Here is a 25,227-nt window from a genome sequence, read left to right on the forward strand (position 1 = left end):
TCAGCGCTCCTTCACGTCAGTGGCAGCGACAGTGCCGCTCGGCGATGGCGAATTCGGGCTGTCGGCGTTCTGAACACTGACTTCGGTGCCCACCGGCGTTTTCTGCCCGCCCTCGACCACCACCTGCTCATTGGCCTTGAGCCCGCTGCTCACCCACCACTGGTTGCCCACTGTGCGGTCGACACTGATCACCCGCTGCTCGATCCTGCCGTCAACCACCAGCAACACTGTGGTCTGGCCGCTGGCACTGCGGCTGACGGCCTTTTGTGGAATCAGGATCGCGTTGTGATCCTGCGCCTGCTCCAGCACCGCTACCACGTACATGCCCGGCAGCAACAGCCGCTCGGGGTTGGCAAAGCTGGCACGCAGCGTCACGGTGCCGGTGCCTTCATTGACGCTGACGCCACTGAATTGTAGGCGGCCGTCGTGGTTATAAGTGCTGCCGTCATCCAGCTTGAGGGTGATTCGGGCTTGCCCATCGCCGTTGGTTTGCAGCTTTCCGCTGGCCAGGTCGCGCTTGAGACGCAGCAACTCGGTGGTGGACTGCGTGACATCGACGTAAATCGGGTCCAGTTGCTGAACCGTGGTCAGCGCCGTGTCCTGCTGGGCCACCACCAATGCACCGGGGGTGACGGTCGAGGTCTCGATACGGCCACTGATGGGCGCGGTAATACGTGTGTAAGCCAGGTTGATGCGCGCGGTCTGCACATCGGCCTCCGCCACTTTTACCTCCGCCGCAGCGGTCAACAGACTGGCCTCGGCGTCTTCTTTATCCTGCTGGCTGATGGCATCTATCTTTGCCAGTCCAATATCTCGCCTGGCGGTCGCCTGCGCCGATTTGAGCGTGGCACGGGACTTGGCGAGCGTGGCCTGTGACTCCGCCAGCGCAGCCTGGTAGGTCGCACTGTCGAGCTGATACAAAGGCTGGCCGGCCTTGACGTCTGCCCCCTCGACGAACAGCCGCTGCTGAACGATGCCACTGACCTGCGGCCGTATCTCGGCGACCATGAACGCTTGAGTGCGCCCCGCCAGCTCGGTGGTCAGCGCCTGGCTGCGCGGCTGGACAGTGATGACCGACACGCTTGGTTTTGGCGCAGCGGGCGGCGGATCATCCGCCGAACAACCGCTCAGAAGACTGATAAGGGCTGCGTAGATGACAAAGGTCACCGTCATCAGGTATTTGGCGAAAATCTTGCTCGACATGTTTGCCTCAGGACGTTGTGGCGAAAGCCTGATGTCAGAGTGCGAGGCAAATGTGCAGGAAAATTGAAGATTGCTGCGCCGACTTGAAACTTGCGGTCACGAAGGCCTAAATGGACGCCGTCTTCAGGGAAAACCCGAGCTTTCATGAAATCGAGCATCTCCACCAAATTATTTGTCGCGGTACTGGCCAGCGTGCTGTCAGTGATCCTGATCATGGGTCTGACTGCGAACTGGAGTTTTGCCCGTGGCTTTCTGGGTTATCTCAACGAGCAGGCCATGCAGCGCATGTCGCCGGTCCTGCCGCGGCTGGCCGTGGCCTATGCTCGCGAGGGCAGTTGGGAGTTCATGCGTGACAACAAGGATCGCTGGTTTGAGGTGATGCGCCCGGAGCCCGCACAGGACTTCGCCATTCCCGGACTGGCAACACCCCCCACTTCCGATCTGACTGGTGCAGTGTTTCGAATCGCCCTGCTGGATGCGCAGAAGAACCTGGTAATGGGGTTTCCGGGCGTGCATGACGATGAGTTCATGCGCCCGGTGGAAGTCGCCGGCAAAATCGTGGGCTGGCTGGCCGTCACACCCTTTCAGAGCGTCAGTGAAGCGGGTGGCGAGCGCTTTCAGCAGTACCAGCTGCGCGCCAGCCTGGCGATGGGTGTGCTGTCGCTGCTGCTGGCCGTGCTGATTGCCTGGTGGATTGCCCGCACGCTGCTCGACCCGGTCAAGCGTGTGGCCGCTGCAACCCATCGGCTCGCCGCCGGGGAATACAGCAGCCGCGTGGCGGTTTCCTCCAATGACGAGGTAGGCCAGTTGGCTCGCGACTTCAATCAGTTGGCCTATACCCTGGAGCGCAATGAAAAGATGCGCCGGGAATTCATGGCCGATGTCTCCCATGAGCTGCGCACCCCGCTGTCGGTACTGCGTGGCGAACTGGAAGCCATCGAGGATGGCGTGCGCACCCTGGATCAGGCATCGATGAAGTCGCTACAGGGTGAAGTCGGCATGCTCAGCAAGCTGGTGGATGATCTCTACGAATTGTCGCTGGCGGATGTGGGCGCCCTGACCTACCGCAAGGTCGACTGTGACCTGGCAGAGCTGCTGACAAACATCACTGAGATGTTCGAGGAGCGTTGCGCCGCGCGTCAATTGAGTTTGCAGCTGGAACTTGCGACTCACCCCTTGTCGGTACACGCAGACCCAGGCCGCCTGCAACAGTTGATCAGCAACCTGCTGGAAAACTCGGTGCGCTACACCGATGCCGGTGGCACGGTGCAGGTTCGCGCAGCCATGCGCGATGATGAAGTGTGTATCGAAGTCATGGATTCCGGCCCCGGTGTCGATCCAGCACAATTGCCCAGGCTGTTCGAACGCTTCTATCGCGGTGAAACATCGCGTAACCGCGCCAGCGGCGGTGCGGGTCTGGGGCTGGCGATCTGTCACAGCATCGCCCTCGCCCACGGCGGCAGCCTCAGCGCCGAACACTCGCCTACAGGCGGCCTCTGGCTGACCCTGTGCCTGCCTGGACGGCTGCGACCATGACCTCTATGACCACCGAAACGCCGATTCTCATTGTCGAAGACGAACCCAAACTGGCATCGCTGATGCGCGACTACCTGATCGCTGCCGGTTATTCGACCCATTGCCTGAGCAACGGTCTGGAGGTAGTGCCAGCAGTCAGAGCCCAGCCGCCGCAACTGATCCTGCTGGATATCATGCTGCCAGGTCGCGATGGCATGGACATCTGCAGGGAGCTGCGCAGTTTCAGCGCCGTGCCCATTGTCATGATCACCGCGCGGGTCGAGGAAATCGATCGTTTGCTGGGCCTGGACCTCGGTGCGGATGACTACATCTGCAAACCGTTCAGCCCGCGTGAGATGGTAGCCCGCGTCAAGGCAATACTGCGTCGCACTTCCTCAACCGACCCGCACACGTCCAAGGGTTTGCAGGTGGACGAAGCGCATTATCAAGCCTCGTTCAATGGTGTCAGCCTGGACCTGACCCCGGTTGAGCTGCGTCTGCTGGCCACTTTCGCCCGCTCACCGGGTCGGGTCTTTTCCCGAGACCATCTGCTGGACCGGCTCTACTCGGATCATCGCGTAGTAACCGACCGCACGGTGGACAGCCACATCCGCAACCTGCGTCGCAAACTGGAGCAGGCCTGTCCTGGTCAGGACCCGATCCAGTCGCTTTACGGCGTGGGCTACAAGCTCGAGCTTTGACCGTCACAGCGTTGAGCACACGTCATCATCCATGCCGTTCCAAGCACCCAACATCGGACGCGGAGCGTCCAGAACGGCATGCGACGCAGAGCGCCGCACGATAGTTGCGATGATCGTTCCGCACGCTCCAGCGTGGGAGTGCCGTTCGTGACGCTCCGCGTCACAAATCTGCGCCGCGCCGCAACCTCAAGACCGGACGCAGAGCGTCCAGAACTGCATGCGACGCGGAGCGCCGCACGATAGTTGGGATTATCGTTCCGCACGCTCCAGCGTGGGAGTGCCGTTCGTGACGCTCCGCGTCACAAATCTGCGCCGCGCCGCAACCTCAAGACCGGACGCAGAGCGTCCAGAACTGCATGCGACGCGGAGCGCCGCACGATAGTCGGGATTATCGTTCCGCACGCTCCAGCGTGGGAATGCCGTTCGTGACGCTCCGCGTCACAAATCTGCGCCGCGCCGCAACCTCAAGACCGGACGCAGAGCGTCCAGAACTGCATGCGACGCGGAGCGCCGCACGATAGTCGGGATTATCGTTCCGCACGCTCCAGCGTGGGAATGCCGTTCGTGATGCTCCGCGTCACAGATTTGCGCCGCGCCGCAACCTCAAGACCGGACGCAGAGCGTCCAGAACGGCATGCGACGCGGAGCGCCGCACGATAGTCGGGATTATCGTTCCGCACGCTCCAGCGTGGGAATGCCGTTCGTGATGCTCCGCGTCACAGATTTGCGCCGCGCCACCTGGGCAACGACAGTCGTCAAACGTTTAGGCACTCTCCGTTTGGCGAGCGCGATTTAGTGCAGCGAGGTCGCGAAAGGCAGCGCCCGGGTGCCCCGCTTCCAGGCGCGGTCCTTCGCCGAACAGCTTTTCGCGCAGGGTGCCTTTGGCATATTCGGTCTTGTAGACGCCGCGTTTCTGAAGTTCCGGCACCAGCAGGTCCACCGCATCGATGAACGTTTCATGGGTCAGCGCGTAGGCCAGGTTGAAGCCGTCCACGTCGGTTTCTTCAACCCACTCCTGGAGCAGGTCGGCCACGGTTTCCGGGCTGCCGACAAACAGCGGGCCGAAACCGCCGATACCGACCCAGTCGGCCAGCGCCTGCGGCGTCCACACCGTATTCGGGTCAGCAGTGGAAAAGGTCTCGACTGCCGACTGAATGGCGTTGGTGTGTACATGCCGAAGCGGCTCATCAGGCTTGAACTGGCTGAAGTCGATGCCGGTCCAGCCGGAAATCAACGCCATCGCGCCTTCATAACTGACCCAGCTTTTGTATTCTTCAAACTTGGCCTTGGCCTTGGCGTCCGTTTCACCAAGGATCACCGTCTGCAAGTTGAAAATCAGCACACTGGAGGGGTCACGACCGGCCTCGGCGGTGCGGCGACGGATATCGGCCACGGTCTTTTTCAGTAGAACCTTGGAGGGTGCGGCCACAAAAACGCATTCGGCGTGCTCGGCGGCGAACTGCTTGCCGCGGCTTGAAGCCCCAGCCTGATAGAGCACCGGCGTACGTTGCGGCGAGGGCTCGCACAGGTGGATACCCGGCACCTGGAAGTGTTTGCCAACATGACGAATCTCGTGGATCTTACCGGGGTCACTGAATACCCGACGCTCGCGATCACGCAGAATCGCGCCCTCCTCCCAACTGCCTTCCCAGAGTTTGTAACAAACCTCCAGATACTCCTCGGCATAGTCATAGCGCGCATCGTGCTCGGTAAGGGTTTTCTGCCCCAGGTTCTTCGCGCCGCTCTCCAGATACGACGTGACAATATTCCAGCCTGCGCGGCCCTTGGTCAGGTGATCGAGCGTCGACAGACGTCGGGCAAACGGATAAGGATGTTCGAACGACAGTGACGCGGTCAGGCCGAAGCCCAAATGTTCGGTCACCAGCGCCATGGGCGGGATGAGCTGCAACGGGTCGTTGACCGGCACCTGCGTGGCCTGGCGAATGGCCGCCTCACCGTTACCGCGATAAACATCGTAAATGCCCAGCACGTCGGCAATGAACAACCCATCGAACTTGCCGCGCTCAAGAATTCTGGCCAGATCGGTCCAGTATTCCAGGTCCTTGTATTGCCAGGAGCGATCACGAGGATGAGCCCAGAGGCCAGGCGATTGATGACCGACGCAGTTCATGTCGAACGCATTGAGGCGAATCTGACGAGACATACACTTACTCCTGAAGCTGCGGCGGAACCACGCCATTGAGGCGTTGATTGCCGATAACCTGATAGTGCCAGCGCAGCGGTTCACGACCGGTCGGGGCAGGCAATGACGAACGTTGGCCGGTCAATTCGTACTGAATATTGCCCACCGCCTGCAATGCATCGGCACTGGCGATGACCGCCTCGCTGCTGGCGACAAGGCGCTGCTCGGGCGAGCCATCCAGCCTCCGGGCACGCTCCAGCAGCGCGGCGGCAACCTCCAGACGAATCTGCAGATCTCCGACTTTGCTGATCACATAGGGGTCATCGACAATGCGCTGTAGGTCACTGAGCGGCCATGGCTGAGCGTGCTCACGCAGGTAATCGAGGGTGTCTTGCAAGCCTTCGCGCGCCTGACCAAGGTCTTCAGCGGCGACCTTCAGTTGTGCGGTAATAGCGGGATGCGTCATGGGCGTACTCCTTGATCAGTTCCAGGCATGGCGTGGCGATGCAATGCCGTTGAGCACCTGATTACCGATCAGGTGATATTTCCAGCGTGCCGGGTCATGCAGGGTGTGGGTGCGCGCATTGCGCCAGTAACGGTCCAGATTGAGTTTGCCCAGCACCGAACGGGTGCCAGCCAGTTCGAACAGCTGGCTGCTGGCGAGCAAGGCAATCTGTGCCGACAGCACCTTGGCCTGCGCGACGATCACCGATGCTTGCGCGACGCTGGCCTCACTGGGTTCGGCCAACGCATGGTCAATGGCTTGGCCGGCCTTGGCGAGAATCGCGTCGGTGCCATGCAGCCGCCACTGCAAGTCGCCGATGGTGGCGATGCTGAACGGGTCCTGCCAGCCGAAATCCTGCTTGCTGTCGATCCATGGCCGCGCCAGTCGTGCGTGCTTGAGGGTTTCCTCGAAGGCGCCGTGGGCGATGCCGGTGTCCACCGCCGCCTGAATGATCTGCGAAATCGGCCCGTCGGCAGTCGGCTCATCGAATGCCCGGTGCGCAGGGATCACCGCGCTCGACGGGACTCGGACAGCGTTCAGGACTGCCCCGCCGCTGGCGGTGGTGCGCTGGCCGAAACCGTCCCAGTTGTCGATGATCGTCAGGCCAGGATTATCACGCTCGACGAACGCGATGAAGGCCTGATTTTGCTCGTTGACCCCGGCCACTGGCACGATGTGCGCGAACAGCGCGCCGGTGCAGTAAAACTTTTCACCGTCCAGCACCGCGTGCTCGCCATCGAAGCGGATACGGGTCTGGAATGCACCGGCGTTCTTGCTTTTCGACTCGGAGAACGCATTGCCGAAGCGGTAACCGGCCAGTGCCTTGCCGAAATAGTGGCGCTTCTGCTCCTCGGTGCCGGTCTGCAGCAGGATATCGAGCACGCCCAGATGGTTCTGCGGGATCTGCCCGAGCGAAGAGTCGGCGGCAGAAATGATCTTGATCACTTGCGCAACAGTGACGTAGGAAACGCCTGCACCGCCATAGGCTTTGGGCACGGTAATGGCCCACAGTCCGCTGGCGGAAAACTCATCCAGCTCGGCGACCGGCAGGCGGCGTTCGCGATCACGCAGCGACGCTTCCTCGGCAAACCGGCTGGCCAGTGCTGTGGCGACTTCGATGGCTTCGGCATCGGAAGCGATGACATGCGCTCTGGGCGGTGCTGCAGGTGGAATTGAGAGTGGGTTACTCATGGACTGGCTCCTGCTCGTTGGCGACAGGTTGAAAACACTCAACACGCTTGACCTTGAACAGTGCACAGCCCGTGCCGTAAATTATTTTTCTTTTAAAACAGTCGCTTGCATTAGATTTAAGATTCTCGGCGGTGCCCCGCAGAACAAAATGTCCGAACACTGTTGCTGGGCGAACAGCGGGGATTCACGCTTGGGTCGCCGTGCCCAGATAGAAGTTCTGGATATCGTCACTCCCGGCCAGTTCCTGCGCAGTCCCTGAGCCCACCACCCGGCCGTTCTCCAGCACATAACCGAAGTGCGCGTATTCCAGGGTCAGATTGATATTCTGCTCGGCCACCAGCAGGCTCAGCCCCGCCTCGTGATTGAGCCGCGCCAGCGTGTCAAAAATTTCCTCGACTACCTGCGGAGCGAGGCCCATGGAAGGCTCGTCGAGCAGCAGTAAACGAGGCTGGGACATCAATGCCCGGCCGATGGCGACCATCTGCTGTTCACCGCCCGAGGTATAGCCGGTCAGCCGTTTACGCAGCAGGCGCAGCCTGGGGAAGTAGCTGTAGACCCTCTCCAGCCTGGCCTTGATTTCGGCCCGTGATGGTCGCGACACAAAAGCGCCGATCAGCAGGTTCTGCTCGACACTCAAGTGGGTGAAGCAGTGTCGACCTTCCAGCACCTGCGCCAGACCGTTTTTGACCAGTGCCGAAGGATCGGAATGGGTGATTGGCAGGCCCTGATAGTGAATCCGGCCACTGACCACCTCGCCCCGCTCGGCACTCACCAGTCTGGAAATGGCCTTGAGCGTAGTGCTTTTGCCCGCGCCATTGGCCCCCAGCAAGGCCACGATCTGGCCCTGCCGAACCTGCAGACTGATCCCGCGCAACGCGAGGATGGATTGCTCGTAGAACACCTCGACCTGCTCCACCGACAGAATGGTTTCGGCAGCGGGCGCAGCATGCGGGATCAGGCTCATCGGGTTTACTGCTCCTTGCTGCAATCGCGCGGGGTAATGCCTTTTTCCTTGACGTACTGCGCAGCCGATGCCTCGATGATGGGCCGCAACAAGGCACGATCAGCCTGTATCCAGTCGCTGATCAGGTTCCAGCGCTGGCCGTCCCATTGCTGAAAGCGCACCGCACCACCGCCTTCGTGGTCAGCGCACGACAGCTTCAATGGCTGTACCAGCCCTTTGGCACCCAGCGCCTGCAAGCGTGCGTCGTCAAGGTTCAAATGCTCGAACCCCCAGCGCACCTGCTCGCCAGTCAGTGGCTTATTGCCGAATCGGGCCTGTGCAATGCGCAGCGCTTCGACATTGAGGATGCCGTTCACCACACCCAGGTTGTAATACACGGTGCCAAAACGTTTGGGGTCGGCCAGGTTGCCTTGGCCCTTGTCGAGCACCGCCGTCTTGATGCCTTGCAGCACCGGGAAGTCGGTCCCGGAGGGGTGCGTGGTGATAGAAATGAAGCCCTTGGCGGCTGCCCCTGCGGGAATCACGTCTTCCTCGGAATTGCTCCAGATGTTGCCAATGATGTGATCCACCGGAAAGCCAACCTTCTGCGCCGACTTCAGCGCCACCGGATTCATCACCCCCCAACCGCGCAGGATCACCCAGTCGGGCTTGAGGCGACGAATGTTCAGCCATTGCGATTGCTGTTCGTTACCGGGGTGCGGCACTTCAAGGGTGGTCAGCTCGAAGCCGTAATTTTTTGCCAGGGTTTCCAGTACACCATTGGTTTCCTTGCCATACGGCGAGCCGTGATACAGCACAGCGATTTTCTTGCCCTTGAGCGACGCCAGGCCGCCTTCACGCTGACCGATGTAATTGACGATGGCCGACACTTCGGAGTACGGGTTCAACTGCAGCGGAAACACATAGGGAAAGACACTGCCGTCTGTGGAATCCGTGCGTCCGTGGTTGATGGTGATCAGCGGAAGTTTGTCGGCAGTAGAGCGCTCCAGCGTGGCGTAGGCGATGCCGACGGAAAGCGGATTGGTCGCCGCAGCCGGCGCACCGTTAAGCCCGCCTTTGAGACGCTCGTAGCACTCGACGCCCTTCTCCACCACGTATTCGGTTTCGCACTCCGACCAGGTCAGCTTGACGCCATTGACCCCACCGTTGGCATTGACGTATTGCAGGTAGTCGATGAAACCACCGAAAAACCCGGTGCCGCCCGCAGCATAAGGGCCTACCCGGTAGCTCTGCAGCGGGAAATACTGCTCGTTGGCAGCCTGTGCCGTGGTAGCCAGACCACACCCCAGCAGGGCCATACCGAGGGCCAGACGCAACAGGGATTTTCGGTGTTTCATAGGCGCATTCCTTGAGGTACACGAGGTTTTTGTGGGTGAGTAACCAGTCAATAGCGCAGCGGCCAGACGCGTGCGCGCTGACGAAAGCGCAGCCAGAGACGCGCCAGCCCTTCGGGCTCCTTGATCAGAAAAGCGATGATCAAGGCGCCGAAAAGCATTTTCTGAATGTTTTCCAGTTGCCCGGAATCGATCAGGCCGACCGGCAGCAAGGCGCTGAGGTTGCCGAGCAGAATCGGGAACAGCACGATGAACGCCGCCCCAAGGAAGTTGCCTTGCACGCTGCCCAGCCCGCCGATAATGATGATGAACAGAATCTGGAATGACCGGTTCAGGTCAAAACCATGCGGCTCGACCGTGCCCAGATAAGCGAACGCCCACAGCGAGCCAGCGACGCCCAGATAGAAACCGCTGATGGCGAATGCCAGAAGTTTGGCTTTGAACAGGCGGATGCCGATTACCGCAGCGGCGGTGTCCATATCGCGCACGGCCATCCAGTTGCGGCCCAGCTCCCCGCGAAGCAGATTTCTCGCCAGCCAGAAAAGCAGCACTACCAGCCCAAGCGTCAACAGGTAGCGGCCTTGCGGCGAGCTGAAATTCACCCCGGTGATGATCAGTGGCGGCGAGGTGATCACGCCCGAGGCATTGTCGTTGGTGAACCAGCTGAAGCGGGTCAACACCCACTCGACCACAAACTGTGCGGCGAGTGTCGAAACCAGCAGGTAGAAGCCCTTGATCCGCAGGCTCGGCAGCCCGAACAGCAACGCCACCAGCGCAGACACCAGCCCACCCAGCGCGAAGCCGAGCAGCAACGGCATGCCCGGCACCCGCAGTTGCAGGTTATAAGCAGCGAAAGCACCCACCGCCATGAACGCAGCCGAGCCCAGCGATAATTGCCCGGCGTAACCGATCAACAGGTTCAGCCCCAGCCCCGCCAGCGACAGCACCAGAAACGGAATCAGGATCGCGCTGAACCAGTAATCGTTACCCAGCAACGGCACTGCGATAAAAGCGAATACCAACAGGCTCCACAGCCCGATGCGGTCCTGGCGCAGACGAAACACCCGGCGTTCATCCGCGTAGCTACTCGCCAATTGTCCGGTTTCTCGATAAAGCATGGCATTGATCCTTGATGAAAGTCAGACGCGCTCTATCGCCCGCTCGCCGAACAGGCCGGCAGGGCGAACCAGCAGAAACAACAGCGCCAGCACATACGGCACCCAGTTTTCGATACCGCTGCCGATGATCGGCCCCAGGTAAATCTCGGCCAGCTTCTCGGCTGCGCCGATGATCAGACCGCCGACAATCGCGCCGCCAATCGAGGAAAAACCGCCAATGATCAACACCGGCAGCGCCTTAAGCACCACCAGTGACAGGGAAAACTGCACCCCCAGCCGCGCCCCCCAGAGCAGCCCGGCCACCAGTCCGACAAACCCGGCCACGGCCCAGACCACCGCCCAGATGCGTGGCAAACGGATACCCACGGCCAGCGAGGCCAATGGGTCGTCCGCCACTGCACGCAACGACAGACCGATACGAGTACGGTTGAACAGCAACGACAGGGCAATCACCAGCGCCGCAGCCGTGCCCGCCGCGAACAGGTCGAACTGCGAGAGCAACATGCCGCGAATTTCCAGTGGCTCGTCAGGGATGCCCAGCTCAAGGCCGTGAACCTGCGCCCCCCACAGCGCCTGGGCCAGTCCTTCGATCATGTACGACAGGCCAAGGGTGGCCATGAACAGAATGATCGGTGGACGATTGACCAGTGGGCGCAGAACCATTCTTTCGATCAACAGCGCCAGCACCACCATGCTGGCCAGCGTTGCCAGAAACGCCCAGAAAAATGGCACACCCCGCTCCAGCAGGCTGACAAACGTCAGCGCCGCGAACAGCACCATCGCGCCCTGAGCGAAGTTGAACACCCCCGACGCCTTGTAGATCAGCACAAACCCAATCGCCACCAGCGAGTACATGACACCTGCCAACAGCCCGCCGATCAGCACTTCAAAGAAGAATTCCATGGTTTATGGTTTCCCGACCGAAGACGAACGACGCGTGCCGAGATACGCAGCGATTACCTGAGGGTTGGCGCGAACCTGCGCGGGTGTGCCGTCCCCGATCTTGCGACCGTAATCCAGCACCACCACATGGTCGCTGAGGCCCATCACCACACCGATGTCATGCTCGATCAGCACCACAGTGACGCCCAGCTCACGATTGATATCGCGGATGAACTGACTCATCTCGTGCTTCTCTTCGGCATTCATTCCGGCCATCGGCTCGTCCAGCAACAGCAGACGCGGTTCCGCCGCCAGGGCGCGGGCCAGTTCGACACGTTTTTGCAGGCCATAGGAAAGTTTGCCCACCAGTGCATGGCGCCACGGGTGGATGCGCAGAAACTCAATCACCCGCTCGGCATGCCGGCGTTGTTCGTCGTCTTCGGCAGGTGCCCGACCGATGCGCAGCATCTGCTCAAGCCAGGTACTGCGCCGTTTGAGATTGCGCCCGGTCAACACGTTGTCCAGCACACTCATGCCCTTGAACAAGGCGATATTCTGAAAAGTACGGGCGATACCGCCCTCGGCCGCCTGGTGCGGACGCATCCGGCGGCGCGTCTGGCCGGCATAAGTGATGGAGCCGCTTTGCGCCTGATACACGCCATTGATGACGTTGAGCAGCGAACTCTTGCCCGCACCATTGGGGCCTATCAATGCGCAGATCTCGCCTGTAGCCACCGAGAAACTGATTGAGGTAACAGCTTTAACCCCTTTGAAAGATAAGGAAATATCTTCAAGTTCCAATAGCGCCACAGGCGCCAGCGCATTCAAGACGGCACACCCAGTAGTGCTGGCGCATGCGGCATATCATCTGCCGGTTCTTGTGGCTGACTGGTTTGGCTCGCAGCCCCCAACCTGATTGGCCTGATACCCAGAGCCGTAAAAAACGCTTCGCTCTGTGGCGTCAGCGCATCGCCTGCCAGCAATGGTTTAGCCAGCCGACTCATGCCCAACACGTCCAGCAGCGGGCGGCGAATCAACCAATAACCCAGCCAGCGCCGCACGGCACCCGGAGCAGGAGCCATCGCCCATTGATAAAGCCGGTGGCTGATGCTGGCTGGTAGCGGCAAGCGCTCCCTGACCCAGAGTTCCAGACGTGCGTAGGACTCGCGAGTGCCCAGCACCAGGGTGGGCCCCAGTTCGCGACGGTCGTTGTCGCGAGTGCCAAGGGCCTCGGGAAAATTCAGGCAAAACCCGGCAACCAGCCAGGGTGCCAACAGATAGCGCGCCTGCCCGCTGGCGGCAAACACTCTGGCGGCCAATGCCTGATCCTGGCTGGAAAGCGCATGCCTTTGCGCCAATTGCCTTGCGTCCGAAAGCAGAACTGCATGACTCAACTGCAGGTCCGGCTGCCAGTCGACAGCGGGAAAGACAAAGGCCGCAGCCCGGCTCTGGCGCGGATCGGCAACGTCGCCAGCCGATCCATTCAGCAGTCGGGCATAGTCGATCACCCCGCTGTCATCAGCCTCAGTCAGGCCGCGCTTGTCCAGCAACACGACGATGCCCGATGAAGCGACGCGCACCTGGAGAAGCGCTTCCAGCCCGTCGACCACTGCAAACTCCGGGGACTGGCCTGCCAGCCATGTGCGGTTATCCAGCGCCGGGTCGAGCAGGCTGACGCTGCCCCCAAGCCAGTGCGCCGCCAGCGTCAACAACAACGCTTCGGATCGCGCCTCGCTGATAATGAACAGCCTGTCGGCCGGGCCGAACCCGACGCCCTTCAAGGCAGCGGCCAAGCTTCTGACGTCAATGGCCAGCTCGCCCCAGCTACGTTTCTGCCAGATACCGAATTGCTTGTAACGCAAGGCCGTCTGTTCAGGACGGCTTTGAGCCTGCTGTAGCAGCGCCTGGGGCAATGAGTCGCACATGTTGCGCTTCCGTCGATAAAGAATCGATGAAGCCATAGCAGCGAGCGTGCCAGTCTAACAACCTTATTAATATCAATAGGTTGCAACGCCTGAATGAGTTTTGTCACTGTGCGGTTTGCAGACAAGCTGTCGCGCGGCTGTTGCCCGGACAACAGATGAATCCGCCAATTAAAATAAAATCTATAAAAATCAGATAGTTAGATTAAGGCATAAAGCATGCAGAGATCTGCACGAACCCACCCGGCCCATGTGCCGATCTCTTCGCGTTCAGGAGTACCGCATGACTCAATCAACCGGCTCAAACCCTCTCTCGCTGGGCACCGATTACGAAACTCTGGCCAACCGGTTCCGGCCGATTTTCCGCGAGATTGGCGCTGGCAACGTCGAACGCGAGAAAGCCCGCGCCCTGCCCTATGAACCGATTGCCTGGTTGAAGAAAGCCGGTTTCGGCGCTGTGCGGGTACCCGTCGAACACGGCGGTGCGGGTGCTTCGGTGAGCCAGCTGTTTCAACTGCTGATAGAACTGGCCGAAGCCGACTCGAACATTCCGCAAGCCTTGCGAGCGCATTTCGCCTTTGTCGAAGACCGCTTGAATGCACCACCCGGCGCCGACCGGGACACATGGTTTGCACGCTTCGTGGCTGGGGATCTGGTCGGCAACGGCTGGACCGAGGTAGGGGCAGTGAAAATCGGCGATGTGATAACCAAAGTCAGCCCTCAAGGCGATGGCTTCGTGCTCAACGGCACCAAGTTTTACAGCACCGGCAGCATTTTCGCCGACTGGATCGACGTCTACGCCCAGCGCGCCGACACTGGAACCGATGTGATTGCGGTGGTGGATGCGAGGCACGCAGGCGTGCGTCACAGTGACGACTGGGACGGGTTTGGCCAGCGCACCACCGGCAGTGGCACCTCGGTGTACGACAATGTGCCGCTGCCTGCCACACATGTCATTCCGTTCGAGCAGCGTTTCAAATACCAGACGGCGTTCTATCAGCTGGTGCTGCTGGCGGTGCTGGCAGGTATTGGCCGAGCCGTCGAACGCGACATCGCGCATGAAGTGCGCGACCGCAAGCGCATCTTCAGCCACGGCAATGCGGGCAGCGTCAGCCAGGACTCACAGGTGCAGCAAGTGGTCGGGCAGATCGCCGCTCAGGTCTACGCCGCCGAAGCGGCCACCCTGCGTTCTGCCGAGCCTTTGCAACGCGCTTATGTGGCACGCTTCGGCAATAATCCACAGCAGGAAAAAGACGCCAACATTGCCGCGGAAATCGAGACGGCCAAGGCGCAGGTCATTGTGTCGGAACTGGTGCTGCGCTCTGCCACCGAGCTGTTCAATGCGCTGGGCGCGTCAGGCGTCAGCGTCAACAAGGCGCTGGATCGCCACTGGCGTAATGCTCGCACAGCGGCATCGCACAATCCGCTGATCTATAAGGCGCGCATTGTCGGTGACTGGCGCATCAATGGTACCGAGCCGCCTTTTGTCTGGCAGATCGGCAGCGGTACCGGCAAAGCCTGAGGCGTAAGGTTACGCCGCGTTACGCAACAGGTGGCGACTGGCAAAGCTGAACGCCAGCACCAGAAAGATCAGCACCCCGGTCGCCACCTGCTGCCAATAGAAGTTCCAGCCGATCAACAACAAACCATTGGCGATGACGTTGATGAACAGCACGCCCAATAACGTCCCGACAATGTTGGCACGCCCATGGCGACTCAGCGTCGTGCCGATGAACACCGCACCAATGGCGTTGATCAGGTAGGCATTGCCCGACATCGGCACGTAGGCGTTGACCGTGGAACTGAGCAGGATACCGGCGACCGCGCAGGCCAGAGCGCTGGCGACAAACACCTGTACGGCGATGCGCCGGGTAGAAAGCCCCGAGTAATACGCCAGCTGCGGCTGAGTCCCCAGCGCAAGCATTTCCCGCCCCAAACGGCCACGCGCCAGCACCAGCCCGTAAAACCCTGCCAGCACCCCGACCACCACCAGAGGCAATGGCACGCCCAGAATCAGTACACCGCTGATGCCCGGCAACGCGCCCTGAGCGATGTAGATAGGTTGACCACCGTCGGATAACAGCTGCTGCACGCTGGTGCCGATAAACAATGTACCCAGCGTCGCCAGAAACGGCGAAATACGCAGCCCGGCGATCAGCGTCGCATTGAACGCGCCCGCCGCGCCGCCTGCCAACAAGGCCACCGCGATGGCCGCACCCAGACCGTGGCCGCCATTGAGCGTGACGACAAAGCCGAGGCTGGCAAAGTCCAGCGCTGTTCCCACCGACAGATCGATGCCGCCGGCAGCAACTGCCCAGGTCATACCGACGGCCACAATGGCCAGCAACACAAAATTATTCAGCACCAGGCTCGACAGGTTGCCCCAGCTCAGAAATCCCGGTGCATTGATGGCGAAAAACAGCAGGATGATCAACACCAACAGCGGCAGGACCGCAGGCAAAAGGCGCGGCAGGAATTTCACCAGTGTTGAAGAAGTGTTCAGGGTCAGCGTATTCATTGTTCACCCTCCCGGCGGCCCAGCGCCCCGGAAAATGCCACCACCAGCAGGATCAGCACGCCTTGAACGCCATTGACCCAGAAATTGGAGATGTTCAGCAATTGAAAGCCATTGATCAGAAAACCCAGCAGCAACGTCGCCAGCAAGGTGCCAGGAATGTTGGCGGTCAGGCGCCGCGAGAACACCACACCGAGAAAGGCAATCGCCACCACTGAAAGCAGCATGTCGCCGGAGCCGGTGGTGCTGCCACTGAAAAATGCAGCAGAGCAGAACGCCGCAATGGCGGCGCAGCCACCGGCAATCAGGTAGCTGGCGAACACATGGCCCTGCAGATTCAGGCCGGCAGCAGTTGCCGCTTGCGGGTATTCACCGATGGCATACAGGCGCAGGCCAAACGCGCTGTGCTGAATCAGCAGCCACAACAGCGCTGCAACACTCAGCAACACCCACGCCAGCGCCGGAATGCCCAGCCAGACGCCGGAAGCCAGACTGTCCAGCAGCGCGGAATCGGTAGCCAGTACGGTGTTCTGGGTCAGCACCAGCTCCAGACCTGCAATCACATTCATGCTCGCAAGTGTCGCCAGCAACGGCGGCAAGCGTAAAAACACCACTCCCAGACCATTGAGCGCGCCAACCAGCAGACCACAGGCGAGCGTCAAACCAATCGCTTGCCAGGCTTCGAAACCGGCGTTGTTCAGACTGCTGTAAACGGCTGCGCACAGACCGAGATTGGCCGCCAGCGAGAGGTCCAGCCCGCCGCTGACAACGTTGGAGCCACCGCCGATGACCACACATGTCAGGCCCAGCGCCAATATGCCCAGCACGGCTGACTGGGCGAACACGTTGCTGATGTTGCCGATACTGAGAAAGTTGGGCGCGCTGACCGCAAAGCCCAGCAGTATCGCCAGAAATACCAGTAACGAACCGCGCTGTGCCAGCCGTACCAGCCAGCGTTGCGAGGGATCGCCGACCTGAATGACTGATGTTTCAAGCGTGGACATGGCGGGTCTCCTGGAGAGTATTTTTACCGTCATGACGGCTTTCGCTGGCACCGGTGGCGCAGGCCAGCAACTGGTCACTGTCGGTGCTCGACGAATCGAATTCGCCCGCAATACGCCCCCTGTGCAGCACCACAATGCGCTGGGTGATGCCGATCAGTTCCGGCAGGTCCGACGACAGCACCAGCACTGCTGCACCGCCTTCAGCCAGCCGGGCAATCAGCCGGTAGATTTCCACCTTGGCACCAATGTCGACACCCACACTGGGCTCATCCAGCAGGTACAACGTCGAGTGTCGACTCAGCCATTTGGCCAGGGCGACCTTTTGCTGGTTGCCACCACTGAGCAATTGAACCGCCGCATCATGGTCTGAGGTCTTGATCGCCAGTTCACCGATCAGGCGCTGACTTTCCCTTGACTGCGCAGCACCGTCGAGCAATCCCCAGCGGCTGAAGCGCCCGAGGCTGGCCAGGGTAATGTTCTCCAGCACCGAAAGCGCTGGCGCTACGCCATGCGTGCGGCGCTCTTCGGGGACCAGCGCTATACCGTTGCGCACCGCATCACGAGGGGATTTCAGGCGCAACGGCTGACCATTCAACAGCACGTCGCCACGATCCGGCTTGAGCAGCCCGAACAGGCTCTTGAGCAGTTCCTTGGCACCCGAGCCGACCAGCCCGGTCAGGCCCACCACTTCGCCACTTCGCACGCTCAGGTCAACGCCGTTGTAAAAGCGCCCTGCCCCCAGCCCGTTCAATTGAAGCACTGGCGGGCCGGGCTGCGTCTGCGCCCGGAAATATTGCTCACCCACGTCACGATTGACCATCAGCCGGGCGATCTGCGCGGTGCTGACAAGCGCGGGATCAACCACCGCCACATCGCGTCCATTGCGCAGCACGGTGACCTGATCACACAACGATTCGATTTCCTGCAGGTAGTGGGAGATGTACACAATGGTCAGCCCGTCATCGCGCAAGCGCCGGACAATGGCCAGCAACCGGTCCACCTCCTGTTTGACCAGTGACACACTCGGCTCGTCGAACACCAGCACCTGCGGTTTGGCCAGCAGCGCGCGAGTGATCTGCAATATCTGCCGCTGCGCGCTGTCCAGATCGCGTACCAGCGCCCCGCTCGGCAGGCGCATGGCAAAATAATCATCCAGCAACCGGGCCGCTTCGCGCTCCTGAGCGCGTCGATCGACGAACAGACCGCGTTTGATTTCCTGCCCGAAAAACAACGCCTCGCCGACGCTGAAGCTGCCCGGCAGCAAGCGCTCCTGATGAATGAAATGCACGCCCGCGGCTTCAATCTGGCGCGGAGTAAAGCTGTCGAACTGCTGGCCATGGATACTCAAGCTGCCCGCATCGGCGCTATGAATACCGGCGAGGACCTTGATCAGGGTTGATTTGCCTGCGCCGTTTTCGCCAACCAGCCCATGAATCGTTCCGGCCTCGACCCGCAGGTTGACCCCATCCAGTGCCTGAGTGGCACCAAAGCGCTTACTGATGCCCTGCAAGTGCAAGGCCGCCGTTGCAGTCGTAACGTCTGCAATCGCTGCTCTCATGGTCGATCTCCTGCGTCAGTTATCACCCCTGAGTTCCTGCACTTGCGGCAGGTTGGCGGCCGTGGTCAGCAAGGTCGGCACCTGAGTCTCTTTGGGCAGGTCGCGTTGCCCGGCCAGGTAGCGAGCGACGTTCTGCACCGCGGTCTTGCCGATCAGGGCCGGCTGCTGCGCAACCACCGCACCAATCGGCGAGTTCTCACGGCGCATCAGCTCAAGCACTTCCGGGGTGCCGTCGACGCCATAGGTCTTGATTTCAGTTCTTCCGGCGTCGATCAGTGCCTTGCTGGCACCCAGCTGGGGAATATCCCAGGCCGCCCAGATCGCCGAAACACTGCCTTTGGGGTACTTGTTAAGCAGTGCCGAGACTTGCGAGTAAGCGTCTTGAACCGTGTTGGGAATGACGTCACGCAACTCCGGCTCGATGATTTTCAGTTCCGGATGATCCTTGAGCGCCAACTTGAGCTGGTCGTAACGAATGGCACACACCGGCACACCATAAAAGCCGTTGAATACCAGCACGCTGCCCTTGCCACCCGCGTCTTTGATCAGTTGCCCGGCCAGTGCCTTGCCGGTGGCAATATTGTCCGAGGTGGTGTTGTTGAGGCTGTATTGCGAAGGTGCATCGATGGTGAATAGTGGAATCCCCGCCTTGCTGATGCGCTTGAGCCAGGGGTCGATAACGCTGAGTGTGCCCAGGGTCTGAATCACCGCGTCGGGCTTTTGCGTAACCACGGTCTGCAGTTGATTGACCAGGTTCTTGTCGTTGCGACCTGCATCAAGCGTTATAGGCGTGCCGCCCAGGCGCTTGACCTCATCCACCTGCGCCTGAAACGTCTTGATATCGAAGTAGTGACTGGTACCGGTCATGCTGATCGCGATGCGCTTGCCCGCCAGCGAAGGTACATCGCTGTCATCGGCATATGCCGTCGCGACAAGGCTGGTGGCCAACACGGTCAGTGCCAGAGCGCGCCCTAATGCACGCAGGCGGGTTGGCTTAAAAATCGGGACGGCATCAGGCATTCGGGTGGCTCCGCTGGCTCAGGAAAACAATCCTGATCAGCAGTGCACAGGTCATGCCCAAAGCCCTGCGGTTACGCTGGCAACGGCGCAGAGCCTGGCTTGCAGGCTATTGCGCCGAATTGCGTCTAGGCTGATAGCCGACGCTTCAGGCCCAAGGCGGCGAACACATTGTCGATTCGCTGTTGTCCGGGCAACAGCAAGGTCATGCCTGACTGCTTAGCTAAGCTTGAACTGCCTAAGGGTAGTAGTCAGATCACTCGCCAGTTCGGCCAGCGACTGACTGGCACTGCCGGTCTGGCCGGTGCGCACTGCCGACTGCGCCGACAAGTCACGGATTCGTACCAGGTTGCGATCCACTTCGCGCGCGACCAGCGCCTGCTCCTCAGAAGCGCTGGCGATCACCGTATTTCGCTCATCGATGACCATGACCGAACTGGCGATACCGGCCAGCACGGCGTTGGCCGACTCGGCCTGCTGTTTGGTACGTTGGGCCTGCTCGGTACTGACTTCAAGCGCCACCAGCGTGCTTTTGGTGCCCTGCTGGATGTGCCCGATCATGGTCTCGATCTCACGGGTCGACTCGCTGGTGCGATGAGCCAGCGCGCGAACTTCGTCCGCAACTACGGCAAAACCCCGCCCGGCATCGCCAGCCCGTGCCGCCTCGATGGCGGCATTGAGGGCCAGCAGGTTAGTTTGCTCGGAGACTGCGCGAATAACATCCAGGACCTTAGTGATATCCAGCGTGCGGGTTGCCAGCGCCTGCGCCTCGACCGACGCGGTGCCGACATTGCGGGTCAGTTCAAGGATCGACTGAACGGTTTGATTGAGCTCTTCCTGACCTTCGCGGGCCGACACCGAAGAGGCTTTGGATTCTTCCGAGGTGGCCACCGCATTTCGCGCTACTTCGTCGACCGCCTGGCTCATCTCGGTAACGGCGGTGGCGGCCATTTCTATCTCGCTGTTCTGCACCACAAGGTCAGCGTTGCTGTTGACCATCAGCACACTCATTTGCTCTGTGGCCGAGGCCAATTGGTGAGCGGCATCGCCCACCTGACTCAGAGTCTGGCTCAGATTGCCGCGCATGCGCTCCATCGATTGCAGCAAAAGGGCCGCTTCATCAGTGCCCTCACGGTTGATTGCGCTGGGACGCAGGTCGCCCGCAGCAATGGTTTCCGAGCTGTGCAGCGCCTGACTGATCGGCACTGCCAGACTTTTGATCAGGCGCCAGGCGAGCAATACGGTCAGCAACACCGTCAGAAACATAACCCCCTGAGTGACGATCAGGGCGTTTTCATACACCGACGTCGCTGCAGCGCTGGATTCGGCTTCGGAGTCATCATTGATCTTTTCCAGCTTGCCAAGGGCGGCTTCGATACTTTCCGCCATGGCCTTCATCTCGCCCCAGACGAGCGCCCTTCCGGCCTCTGCCTGATTCTCGTTGATCAGCGTATAGACCTTTTCGCCACGCTCGATGTAGCCCTGATAAGTGCTCTTCAGACCCTCTACGAGCACGCGCTCTTCATCATCGGTGATCAGCGGGTCGTAGGCCTCTACGGCCTTTTGAAAACCAGCCTTTCTTTCAAGGAACTCGTTGTGAGCCTGAGCTACCTGCGCAAGATCATGCGTGGCAAGCATTTTGGCCACGGTGGTGCGGGTTTTCTCGACCGCCAGGGCAATATCGTCACCCAGCGCAATCCCTGGAAGCGCGTCGTTTTCGATTTCAAGCGATTGCTCACGAATACCGTGCAATTGCTGAATGCTAAAAATACCAAGCCCGAACACCAGCACCACCATCAACGCAAAGCAGGCGGAGGTCCGCGCGGCTATTTTCAGCTGTCTCAGCATGTTCAATCCCCTTCCCGTGGCTGACGAATAAATTAGCACCGTCATTTCTATCGGCTGATCGAGAAAAAGAATGAAGAACGTCGAATCAGAGCCGTGCCACTGCTATTCAGGGCCCACTTCAAGGAAACCTTATGGTAGGTTTCGCGACGCTCGATAACCACGAGATGACGGTCTTTTCAACCTTCAGACTGACTTACTGGAGTTGCCATGAAACATTATTACGCTGCCGCATTACTTGCCCTTGCACTACCCGGTGCTGCTCACGCTGGCGACGCGCTGGTCAGCTACCCCGCTATCATCCAGGCGTTGAACACCGGAGAGTCGGTCGCTGTGGCGATTGATCTTGGGCAATGCAAGTCTTCGGTCGCGGGTGCCGAGCCGTCCAAAACCAAAGGCGGCAAACGCATCGATGCCTACCGCATCACTCCCGACGGCACCCTCGCGTTCTCGGACAGCCACTTCACCCTCGATCGCGATAACAAACCTATCGAGCAGTTCATTCGCTACCAGATACGCTCTAATGGCAGTGCCGTATTCAGCATGACGACGCTGAGTGTTCCCGGCTATCAGCAGGTCGGCAATCCGGTGAGTTATGAATGCGCGATCGGCAAAGGACTAAGCTTTTTTGCCAGCCAGTAACGGTCACGCCACAACCAAATGAACCAGACATATATCCGGCGTGGGCGACAGACCGTCCTCACGCCCTTGAAAGTAACGCTTGAATTGCTTATTGGTGGACAATTTCGAGCACTTCAAAGCCGACTGATAAACTGAGAATGGTTGAACCCAGCCTGCACGCAAGCCGCCTTGTGAGACTGACCAGTCTCTGGTTATATACATAACCAGCAAAAATGATTTAAACGCCATTACTCCGACCCGCCAAGTGTCAGCGACAAGGTTTATACCTTGATAACACACTTGACACTTGCTTTCACACCCACGCGCTTCTTTGAAGGCTCTCTATATCTCGTTAACCTGATAAATACTGACACGCAGGCGGTCATCCCCGGCTTTTATATTTAATCTGCCGACGTACAGGTTTCTCTGCAGGTAATCATGAGCGCCGGAAGGAACGCTGAACTGTTTGCTGCATGTGCACCGACAGCGCGATTCGGCGAATGGCGCGCGGTCCGTTTCATCGAAGGCCACGAGCCCTTCTCCGACGACATCTATCTTTGTTCCGTCGTCAGTCAGCAAGGTGTAGTACAGGCTGAATCGTGCAAGGCTGTCATCCTGGGGCACGAGAAAAAGGCTACCTCCCGGAAGAACCTGCCCCTGCAATCGATCGCCGTTAAATTCTCCTCCCAGTATCTCACCGCTGCTGCGTTGCCCTCGTTGAGGGTTACAAAGCGCTTGCGGCTTATCGATACGCAGGTGAGCAGCCAGTATTTCATGCAGTTGCATCGTCTCCATCCCTCTACCCCTCATCTTGCATGCGGTGGCTCGCGCCTGCCCATAACTGTACCGAGGTGTATCTTTTAGCCCGGACATCGCATGCTGTCAATTTAAATGTACCAGCTGGTACGCTTATGAGGCTTAGGATAAGCGTCTGTAAAGCAGTATCGTTTTGCCACTTTCGATAAATCTCTGTGGCTCGCACCCAGCGCAGAAAAAAGCGGAAATTCTATTCCGCAAGTTCATTTAAAAATTGATTCACATGGCCTATTACTCAACTAACAGTACTGGCCAAATTAGCCCACTCGGCCAACTCATAGCTCACTACTTACTAAATGAAGTTTAATCCGCGCCTGCCAAAAACCTGTTTACATGAGGACTGTCAACTTTTCCGACAGTGTCTTACAAGGAGATACGAAATGACCTATACCGTGAAACAGTATGGATGGATTCGCGATCTGCCTGATCATCGCGATCATCTTTATGCGGCCCCCACAACGGCGCTGGCGGCGCTCCCACACATGGTTGATCTGCGCCCCCATTGCCCGCCCGTATACGACCAGGGCCAACTGGGCAGTTGTACCGCGAACGGTATTGCCGGAGCGATTCAGTTTGATCGCATGAAGCAAAAGCTGACGCCAGCATTCGAGCCCTCGCGGTTGTTTATCTACTACAACGAACGGGTCATTGAGCATACCGTCGATTCGGACAGCGGCGCGATGATCCGCCACGGAATCAAAAGTGTAGCGGAGCAAGGTGATTGCCCTGAAAAAGAGTGGCCTTATGACATTGAAAAGTTCGCTGTCAAACCTTCGGCTGCCTGCTACAAGGACGCTAGAAAATACAAAGCGGTGTCCTACCAGAAGGTTGCGCAAAACCTCAACCAGATGAAAGGCTGCCTGGCGGCAGGCTATCCGTTTGTCATTGGTTTTTCCGTCTACGAGAGCTTTGAGAGCAAGAAAGTCGCCCAGACCGGGCATGCTCCGATGCCGGGCCCTCACGAAAAGATGCTCGGAGGGCACTGCGTGTTGGCAGTGGGTTACAACGATGCCCATCAGCATTTCATCCTGCGCAACTCATGGGGCACTGGCTGGGGCATGGAAGGCTACTTCACTCTGCCCTACAGCTATCTGCTGGATGAAAATCTGTCCACCGACTTCTGGACGATAAGGGTCGTGGCTGCCTGACCTTCTCAGGCACCTGGACATTGCACTGCCGCATTGACACCTTGCAGGTACTCTCGCGGCGTGCAACCAAATTCCCGGCGAAATACCGTGTGCAGGTATTGCGCCGACCGGAAACCACAATCGCGTGCGATGTCGGCAATTGCGCAGTCAGTGTTTTGCAGCCCGTGTGCGGCAGCGGCCAGTTTGAAACGCAGGATCTCGTCATGCACGCTACAGCCCCGCACCCGGCGAAAATGCGCTTCCAGCGACGAGCGCGAAACACCCACGTACGCGGCTACCTGTGCGGTCTTGATGCCTTGGCACGCGTACTGCCGGATAAACAGCAACGCCTGCATGACATACGGGTCCCCCAACGGTTGGTGCAGACTCGAAGCCTGTACGTTGACAGCGTCCGGCGGTATCAGAATGTGGGTGCCGGAAGACGGCATGCCATGCAACATCTGGTGCAGCAGGCGCGCGGCGGTTCGGCCCATTGTGTCGGTGCCTTGAACCACCGAGCTCAGCGGTACACGCGTGAGGGTTCTGGTCAACGGATCGTTGTCGATGCCGATCAGCGCCACTTGTTCAGGCACGGCAATTCCGGCAGTCAGGCAGGCCTGCAACAACTGACGGGCGCGGGCATCTGTCACGGCAATGATGCCGATAGGCTTGGGCAGGCTTTGCAGCCAGGCAATCTGCTGTTCCACAGCGCTGTCCCAGAGCGGTGCACTGGTGCCCAGGCCGCGATAAACCTCGGCGTGCAGGCCATCGCGCTGCAGCAGTCGACGAAAGGCCTGCTCGCGCTCCTGCGCCCAGCGATTGGCCTGAGCCTCAGGCAGACTGAAGCAGGCAAAGCGGGTCAGCCCAGCCACTATCAAATGCTCGTAGGCGGCCTTGATCAAGGCGTGGTTGTCGGTCGCGACATAGGGAATGCCCTTCGGGTAGGCGCGCTCATCCTGGTAGGAACCGCCTACCGCCACCACCGGCAGCCTGATGCCAGCCAACGCCTCGCCAATCAGCGGGTCGTCGAAGTCGGCAATGATCCCGTCACCCTGCCAACGCTCGATGCCTTTCAGGCGACAGAGAAAATCTTCCTCCAGAAACAGATCCCAGGACACCCGGGTACTGCTTAGGTAGTTGCCGATGCCGCTGATGATGCCGCGGTCATAGATCTTGCTGCCGTTGAACAACAGTGCGATACGGTGAACGGGGGGTACGGTTTTCATTATTTTTATGCCGGATTTTT

Annotated in this window: 22 protein-coding genes and 1 pseudogene; 5 read left to right on the forward strand and 18 right to left on the reverse strand. The window is 59.7% G+C overall.

Annotated features, from left to right (window positions below):
- On the reverse strand, positions 1-1,203 hold the full coding sequence (locus RYB66_RS14190) for an efflux RND transporter periplasmic adaptor subunit (protein WP_005777050.1): 1,203 nt from the start codon (positions 1,201-1,203) through the stop codon (positions 1-3).
- Positions 1,204-1,347: 144 nt separating this feature from the next.
- Here RYB66_RS14190 and baeS point away from each other — a divergent pair, with 144 nt between their 5' ends.
- Both baeS and RYB66_RS14200 read left to right on the forward strand, forming a co-directional pair.
- Positions 1,348-2,739: a sensor histidine kinase efflux regulator BaeS gene (gene baeS, locus RYB66_RS14195; RefSeq protein ID WP_005777049.1), complete on the forward strand. Its 1,392-nt coding sequence runs from the start codon at positions 1,348-1,350 to the stop codon at positions 2,737-2,739.
- Positions 2,740-2,744: 5 nt separating this feature from the next.
- Positions 2,745-3,419, forward strand: a complete 675-nt coding sequence (locus RYB66_RS14200) for a response regulator (RefSeq protein ID WP_029240834.1) — start codon at positions 2,745-2,747, stop codon at positions 3,417-3,419.
- Between the two features lie 763 nt (positions 3,420-4,182).
- On the opposite strand, the gene RYB66_RS14205 is transcribed toward RYB66_RS14200, so the two are convergent.
- The 9 genes from RYB66_RS14205 to RYB66_RS14245 all read right to left on the reverse strand — a co-directional run bounded on the left by RYB66_RS14205 (position 4,183) and on the right by RYB66_RS14245 (position 13,481).
- Positions 4,183-5,583, reverse strand: a complete 1,401-nt coding sequence (locus RYB66_RS14205) for an LLM class flavin-dependent oxidoreductase (RefSeq protein WP_004665253.1) — start codon at positions 5,581-5,583, stop codon at positions 4,183-4,185.
- A gap of 4 nt (positions 5,584-5,587) precedes the next feature.
- Positions 5,588-6,028, reverse strand: coding sequence for an acyl-CoA dehydrogenase family protein (locus RYB66_RS14210; protein WP_005733099.1), 441 nt, complete (start codon positions 6,026-6,028; stop codon positions 5,588-5,590).
- A gap of 15 nt (positions 6,029-6,043) precedes the next feature.
- Positions 6,044-7,258 (reverse strand): SfnB family sulfur acquisition oxidoreductase, encoded by a 1,215-nt coding sequence (locus RYB66_RS14215; protein WP_316894663.1) that lies wholly within the window; start codon positions 7,256-7,258, stop codon positions 6,044-6,046.
- Between the two features lie 184 nt (positions 7,259-7,442).
- Complete coding sequence (locus RYB66_RS14220; RefSeq protein ID WP_016982582.1) at positions 7,443-8,222, reverse strand: ABC transporter ATP-binding protein; 780 nt, start codon at positions 8,220-8,222, stop codon at positions 7,443-7,445.
- A gap of 5 nt (positions 8,223-8,227) precedes the next feature.
- Positions 8,228-9,559 carry an ABC transporter substrate-binding protein gene (locus tag RYB66_RS14225; RefSeq protein WP_057413699.1) on the reverse strand — a complete coding sequence of 444 codons (1,332 nt, stop codon included), beginning with the start codon at positions 9,557-9,559 and terminating at the stop codon, positions 8,228-8,230.
- A 47-nt stretch (positions 9,560-9,606) separates the two neighbouring features.
- The gene (locus RYB66_RS14230; protein ID WP_016980662.1) at positions 9,607-10,674 is read right to left on the reverse strand and encodes a branched-chain amino acid ABC transporter permease; all 1,068 of its coding nucleotides are present in this window, start codon (positions 10,672-10,674) and stop codon (positions 9,607-9,609) included.
- A 21-nt stretch (positions 10,675-10,695) separates the two neighbouring features.
- Entirely contained in the window at positions 10,696-11,577 is an 882-nt protein-coding gene (locus RYB66_RS14235; RefSeq protein WP_005733105.1) for a branched-chain amino acid ABC transporter permease, read from the reverse strand.
- Between the two features lie 3 nt (positions 11,578-11,580).
- On the reverse strand, positions 11,581-12,375 hold the full coding sequence (locus RYB66_RS14240) for an ABC transporter ATP-binding protein (protein WP_029240831.1): 795 nt from the start codon (positions 12,373-12,375) through the stop codon (positions 11,581-11,583).
- Between the two features lie 5 nt (positions 12,376-12,380).
- Entirely contained in the window at positions 12,381-13,481 is a 1,101-nt protein-coding gene (locus RYB66_RS14245; RefSeq protein WP_005777039.1) for an AMP-binding protein, read from the reverse strand.
- A 280-nt stretch (positions 13,482-13,761) separates the two neighbouring features.
- Between RYB66_RS14245 and RYB66_RS14250 the strand changes: the two genes are divergently transcribed.
- A complete protein-coding gene (locus tag RYB66_RS14250) occupies positions 13,762-15,000 on the forward strand; it encodes an acyl-CoA dehydrogenase family protein (protein ID WP_010197248.1) in 1,239 nt (412 codons plus the stop codon).
- 9 nt (positions 15,001-15,009) lie between these two features.
- On the opposite strand, the gene RYB66_RS14255 is transcribed toward RYB66_RS14250, so the two are convergent.
- The 6 genes and pseudogenes from RYB66_RS14255 to RYB66_RS26625 all read right to left on the reverse strand — a co-directional run.
- Positions 15,010-15,996, reverse strand: a complete 987-nt coding sequence (locus RYB66_RS14255) for an ABC transporter permease (protein WP_004665242.1) — start codon at positions 15,994-15,996, stop codon at positions 15,010-15,012.
- On the reverse strand, positions 15,993-16,997 hold the full coding sequence (locus RYB66_RS14260; RefSeq protein ID WP_016980663.1) for an ABC transporter permease: 1,005 nt from the start codon (positions 16,995-16,997) through the stop codon (positions 15,993-15,995). The genes RYB66_RS14255 and RYB66_RS14260 overlap by 4 nt, the downstream gene beginning before the upstream one ends.
- Complete coding sequence (locus tag RYB66_RS14265; protein ID WP_010197252.1) at positions 16,984-18,555, reverse strand: sugar ABC transporter ATP-binding protein; 1,572 nt, start codon at positions 18,553-18,555, stop codon at positions 16,984-16,986. Before RYB66_RS14265 ends, RYB66_RS14260 begins: the two co-directional genes overlap by 14 nt.
- A 15-nt stretch (positions 18,556-18,570) precedes the next feature.
- Positions 18,571-19,575, reverse strand: coding sequence for a sugar ABC transporter substrate-binding protein (locus RYB66_RS14270; RefSeq protein ID WP_005777033.1), 1,005 nt, complete (start codon positions 19,573-19,575; stop codon positions 18,571-18,573).
- Between the two features lie 216 nt (positions 19,576-19,791).
- Positions 19,792-20,970, reverse strand: a complete 1,179-nt coding sequence (locus RYB66_RS14275; RefSeq protein WP_394298301.1) for a methyl-accepting chemotaxis protein — start codon at positions 20,968-20,970, stop codon at positions 19,792-19,794.
- Positions 20,944-21,465, reverse strand: a pseudogene (locus tag RYB66_RS26625) (MCP four helix bundle domain-containing protein); the annotation flags it as partial. The pseudogene RYB66_RS26625 and the gene RYB66_RS14275, both read right to left, overlap by 27 nt.
- A 162-nt stretch (positions 21,466-21,627) precedes the next feature.
- Here RYB66_RS26625 and RYB66_RS14280 point away from each other — a divergent pair.
- Entirely contained in the window at positions 21,628-22,059 is a 432-nt protein-coding gene (locus RYB66_RS14280) for a VirK family protein (RefSeq protein ID WP_005746443.1), read from the forward strand.
- Between the two features lie 321 nt (positions 22,060-22,380).
- On the opposite strand, the gene RYB66_RS14285 is transcribed toward RYB66_RS14280, so the two are convergent.
- The gene (locus tag RYB66_RS14285) at positions 22,381-22,833 is read right to left on the reverse strand and encodes a DUF3237 family protein (protein ID WP_058402371.1); all 453 of its coding nucleotides are present in this window, start codon (positions 22,831-22,833) and stop codon (positions 22,381-22,383) included.
- A 401-nt stretch (positions 22,834-23,234) separates the two neighbouring features.
- On the opposite strand from RYB66_RS14285, the gene RYB66_RS14290 reads away from it, so the two are divergent.
- Positions 23,235-24,002 carry a C1 family peptidase gene (locus RYB66_RS14290; protein ID WP_044345144.1) on the forward strand — a complete coding sequence of 256 codons (768 nt, stop codon included), beginning with the start codon at positions 23,235-23,237 and terminating at the stop codon, positions 24,000-24,002.
- A 5-nt stretch (positions 24,003-24,007) separates the two neighbouring features.
- On the opposite strand, the gene RYB66_RS14295 is transcribed toward RYB66_RS14290, so the two are convergent.
- A complete protein-coding gene (locus tag RYB66_RS14295) occupies positions 24,008-25,207 on the reverse strand; it encodes a XylR family transcriptional regulator (RefSeq protein WP_316892257.1) in 1,200 nt (399 codons plus the stop codon).
- Positions 25,208-25,227: the final 20 nt, after the last annotated feature.

The sequence above is a fragment of the Pseudomonas syringae group sp. 243L2 genome, assembly GCF_032587875.1.
GTDB classification, from domain to species: Bacteria; Pseudomonadota; Gammaproteobacteria; order Pseudomonadales; family Pseudomonadaceae; genus Aquipseudomonas; species Aquipseudomonas amygdali.

Bases quoted from the DNA above. Each gene is read 5' to 3' on its own strand.
- RYB66_RS14290 (WP_044345144.1), top strand. From the start codon at position 23,235: ATGACCTATACCGTGAAACAGTATGGATGGATTCGCGATCTGCCTGAT.
- RYB66_RS14250 (WP_010197248.1), top strand. From the start codon at position 13,762: ATGACTCAATCAACCGGCTCAAACCCTCTCTCGCTGGGCACCGATTAC.
- RYB66_RS14280 (WP_005746443.1), top strand. From the start codon at position 21,628: ATGAAACATTATTACGCTGCCGCATTACTTGCCCTTGCACTACCCGGT.
- RYB66_RS14200 (WP_029240834.1), top strand. From the start codon at position 2,745: ATGACCACCGAAACGCCGATTCTCATTGTCGAAGACGAACCCAAACTG.
- RYB66_RS14235 (WP_005733105.1), bottom strand. From the start codon at position 11,577: ATGGAATTCTTCTTTGAAGTGCTGATCGGCGGGCTGTTGGCAGGTGTC.
- RYB66_RS14260 (WP_016980663.1), bottom strand. From the start codon at position 16,997: ATGTCCACGCTTGAAACATCAGTCATTCAGGTCGGCGATCCCTCGCAA.
- RYB66_RS14220 (WP_016982582.1), bottom strand. From the start codon at position 8,222: ATGAGCCTGATCCCGCATGCTGCGCCCGCTGCCGAAACCATTCTGTCG.
- RYB66_RS14190 (WP_005777050.1), bottom strand. From the start codon at position 1,203: ATGTCGAGCAAGATTTTCGCCAAATACCTGATGACGGTGACCTTTGTC.
- RYB66_RS14245 (WP_005777039.1), bottom strand. From the start codon at position 13,481: ATGTGCGACTCATTGCCCCAGGCGCTGCTACAGCAGGCTCAAAGCCGT.
- RYB66_RS14265 (WP_010197252.1), bottom strand. From the start codon at position 18,555: ATGAGAGCAGCGATTGCAGACGTTACGACTGCAACGGCGGCCTTGCAC.
- RYB66_RS14255 (WP_004665242.1), bottom strand. From the start codon at position 15,996: ATGAATACGCTGACCCTGAACACTTCTTCAACACTGGTGAAATTCCTG.
- RYB66_RS14285 (WP_058402371.1), bottom strand. From the start codon at position 22,833: ATGGAGACGATGCAACTGCATGAAATACTGGCTGCTCACCTGCGTATC.
- RYB66_RS14215 (WP_316894663.1), bottom strand. From the start codon at position 7,258: ATGAGTAACCCACTCTCAATTCCACCTGCAGCACCGCCCAGAGCGCAT.
- RYB66_RS14275 (WP_394298301.1), bottom strand. From the start codon at position 20,970: ATGAAGGCCATGGCGGAAAGTATCGAAGCCGCCCTTGGCAAGCTGGAA.
- RYB66_RS14210 (WP_005733099.1), bottom strand. From the start codon at position 6,028: ATGACGCATCCCGCTATTACCGCACAACTGAAGGTCGCCGCTGAAGAC.
- RYB66_RS14230 (WP_016980662.1), bottom strand. From the start codon at position 10,674: ATGCTTTATCGAGAAACCGGACAATTGGCGAGTAGCTACGCGGATGAA.
- RYB66_RS14270 (WP_005777033.1), bottom strand. From the start codon at position 19,575: ATGCCTGATGCCGTCCCGATTTTTAAGCCAACCCGCCTGCGTGCATTA.
- RYB66_RS14225 (WP_057413699.1), bottom strand. From the start codon at position 9,559: ATGAAACACCGAAAATCCCTGTTGCGTCTGGCCCTCGGTATGGCCCTG.
- RYB66_RS14295 (WP_316892257.1), bottom strand. From the start codon at position 25,207: ATGAAAACCGTACCCCCCGTTCACCGTATCGCACTGTTGTTCAACGGC.
- RYB66_RS14205 (WP_004665253.1), bottom strand. From the start codon at position 5,583: ATGTCTCGTCAGATTCGCCTCAATGCGTTCGACATGAACTGCGTCGGT.
- baeS (WP_005777049.1), top strand. From the start codon at position 1,348: ATGAAATCGAGCATCTCCACCAAATTATTTGTCGCGGTACTGGCCAGC.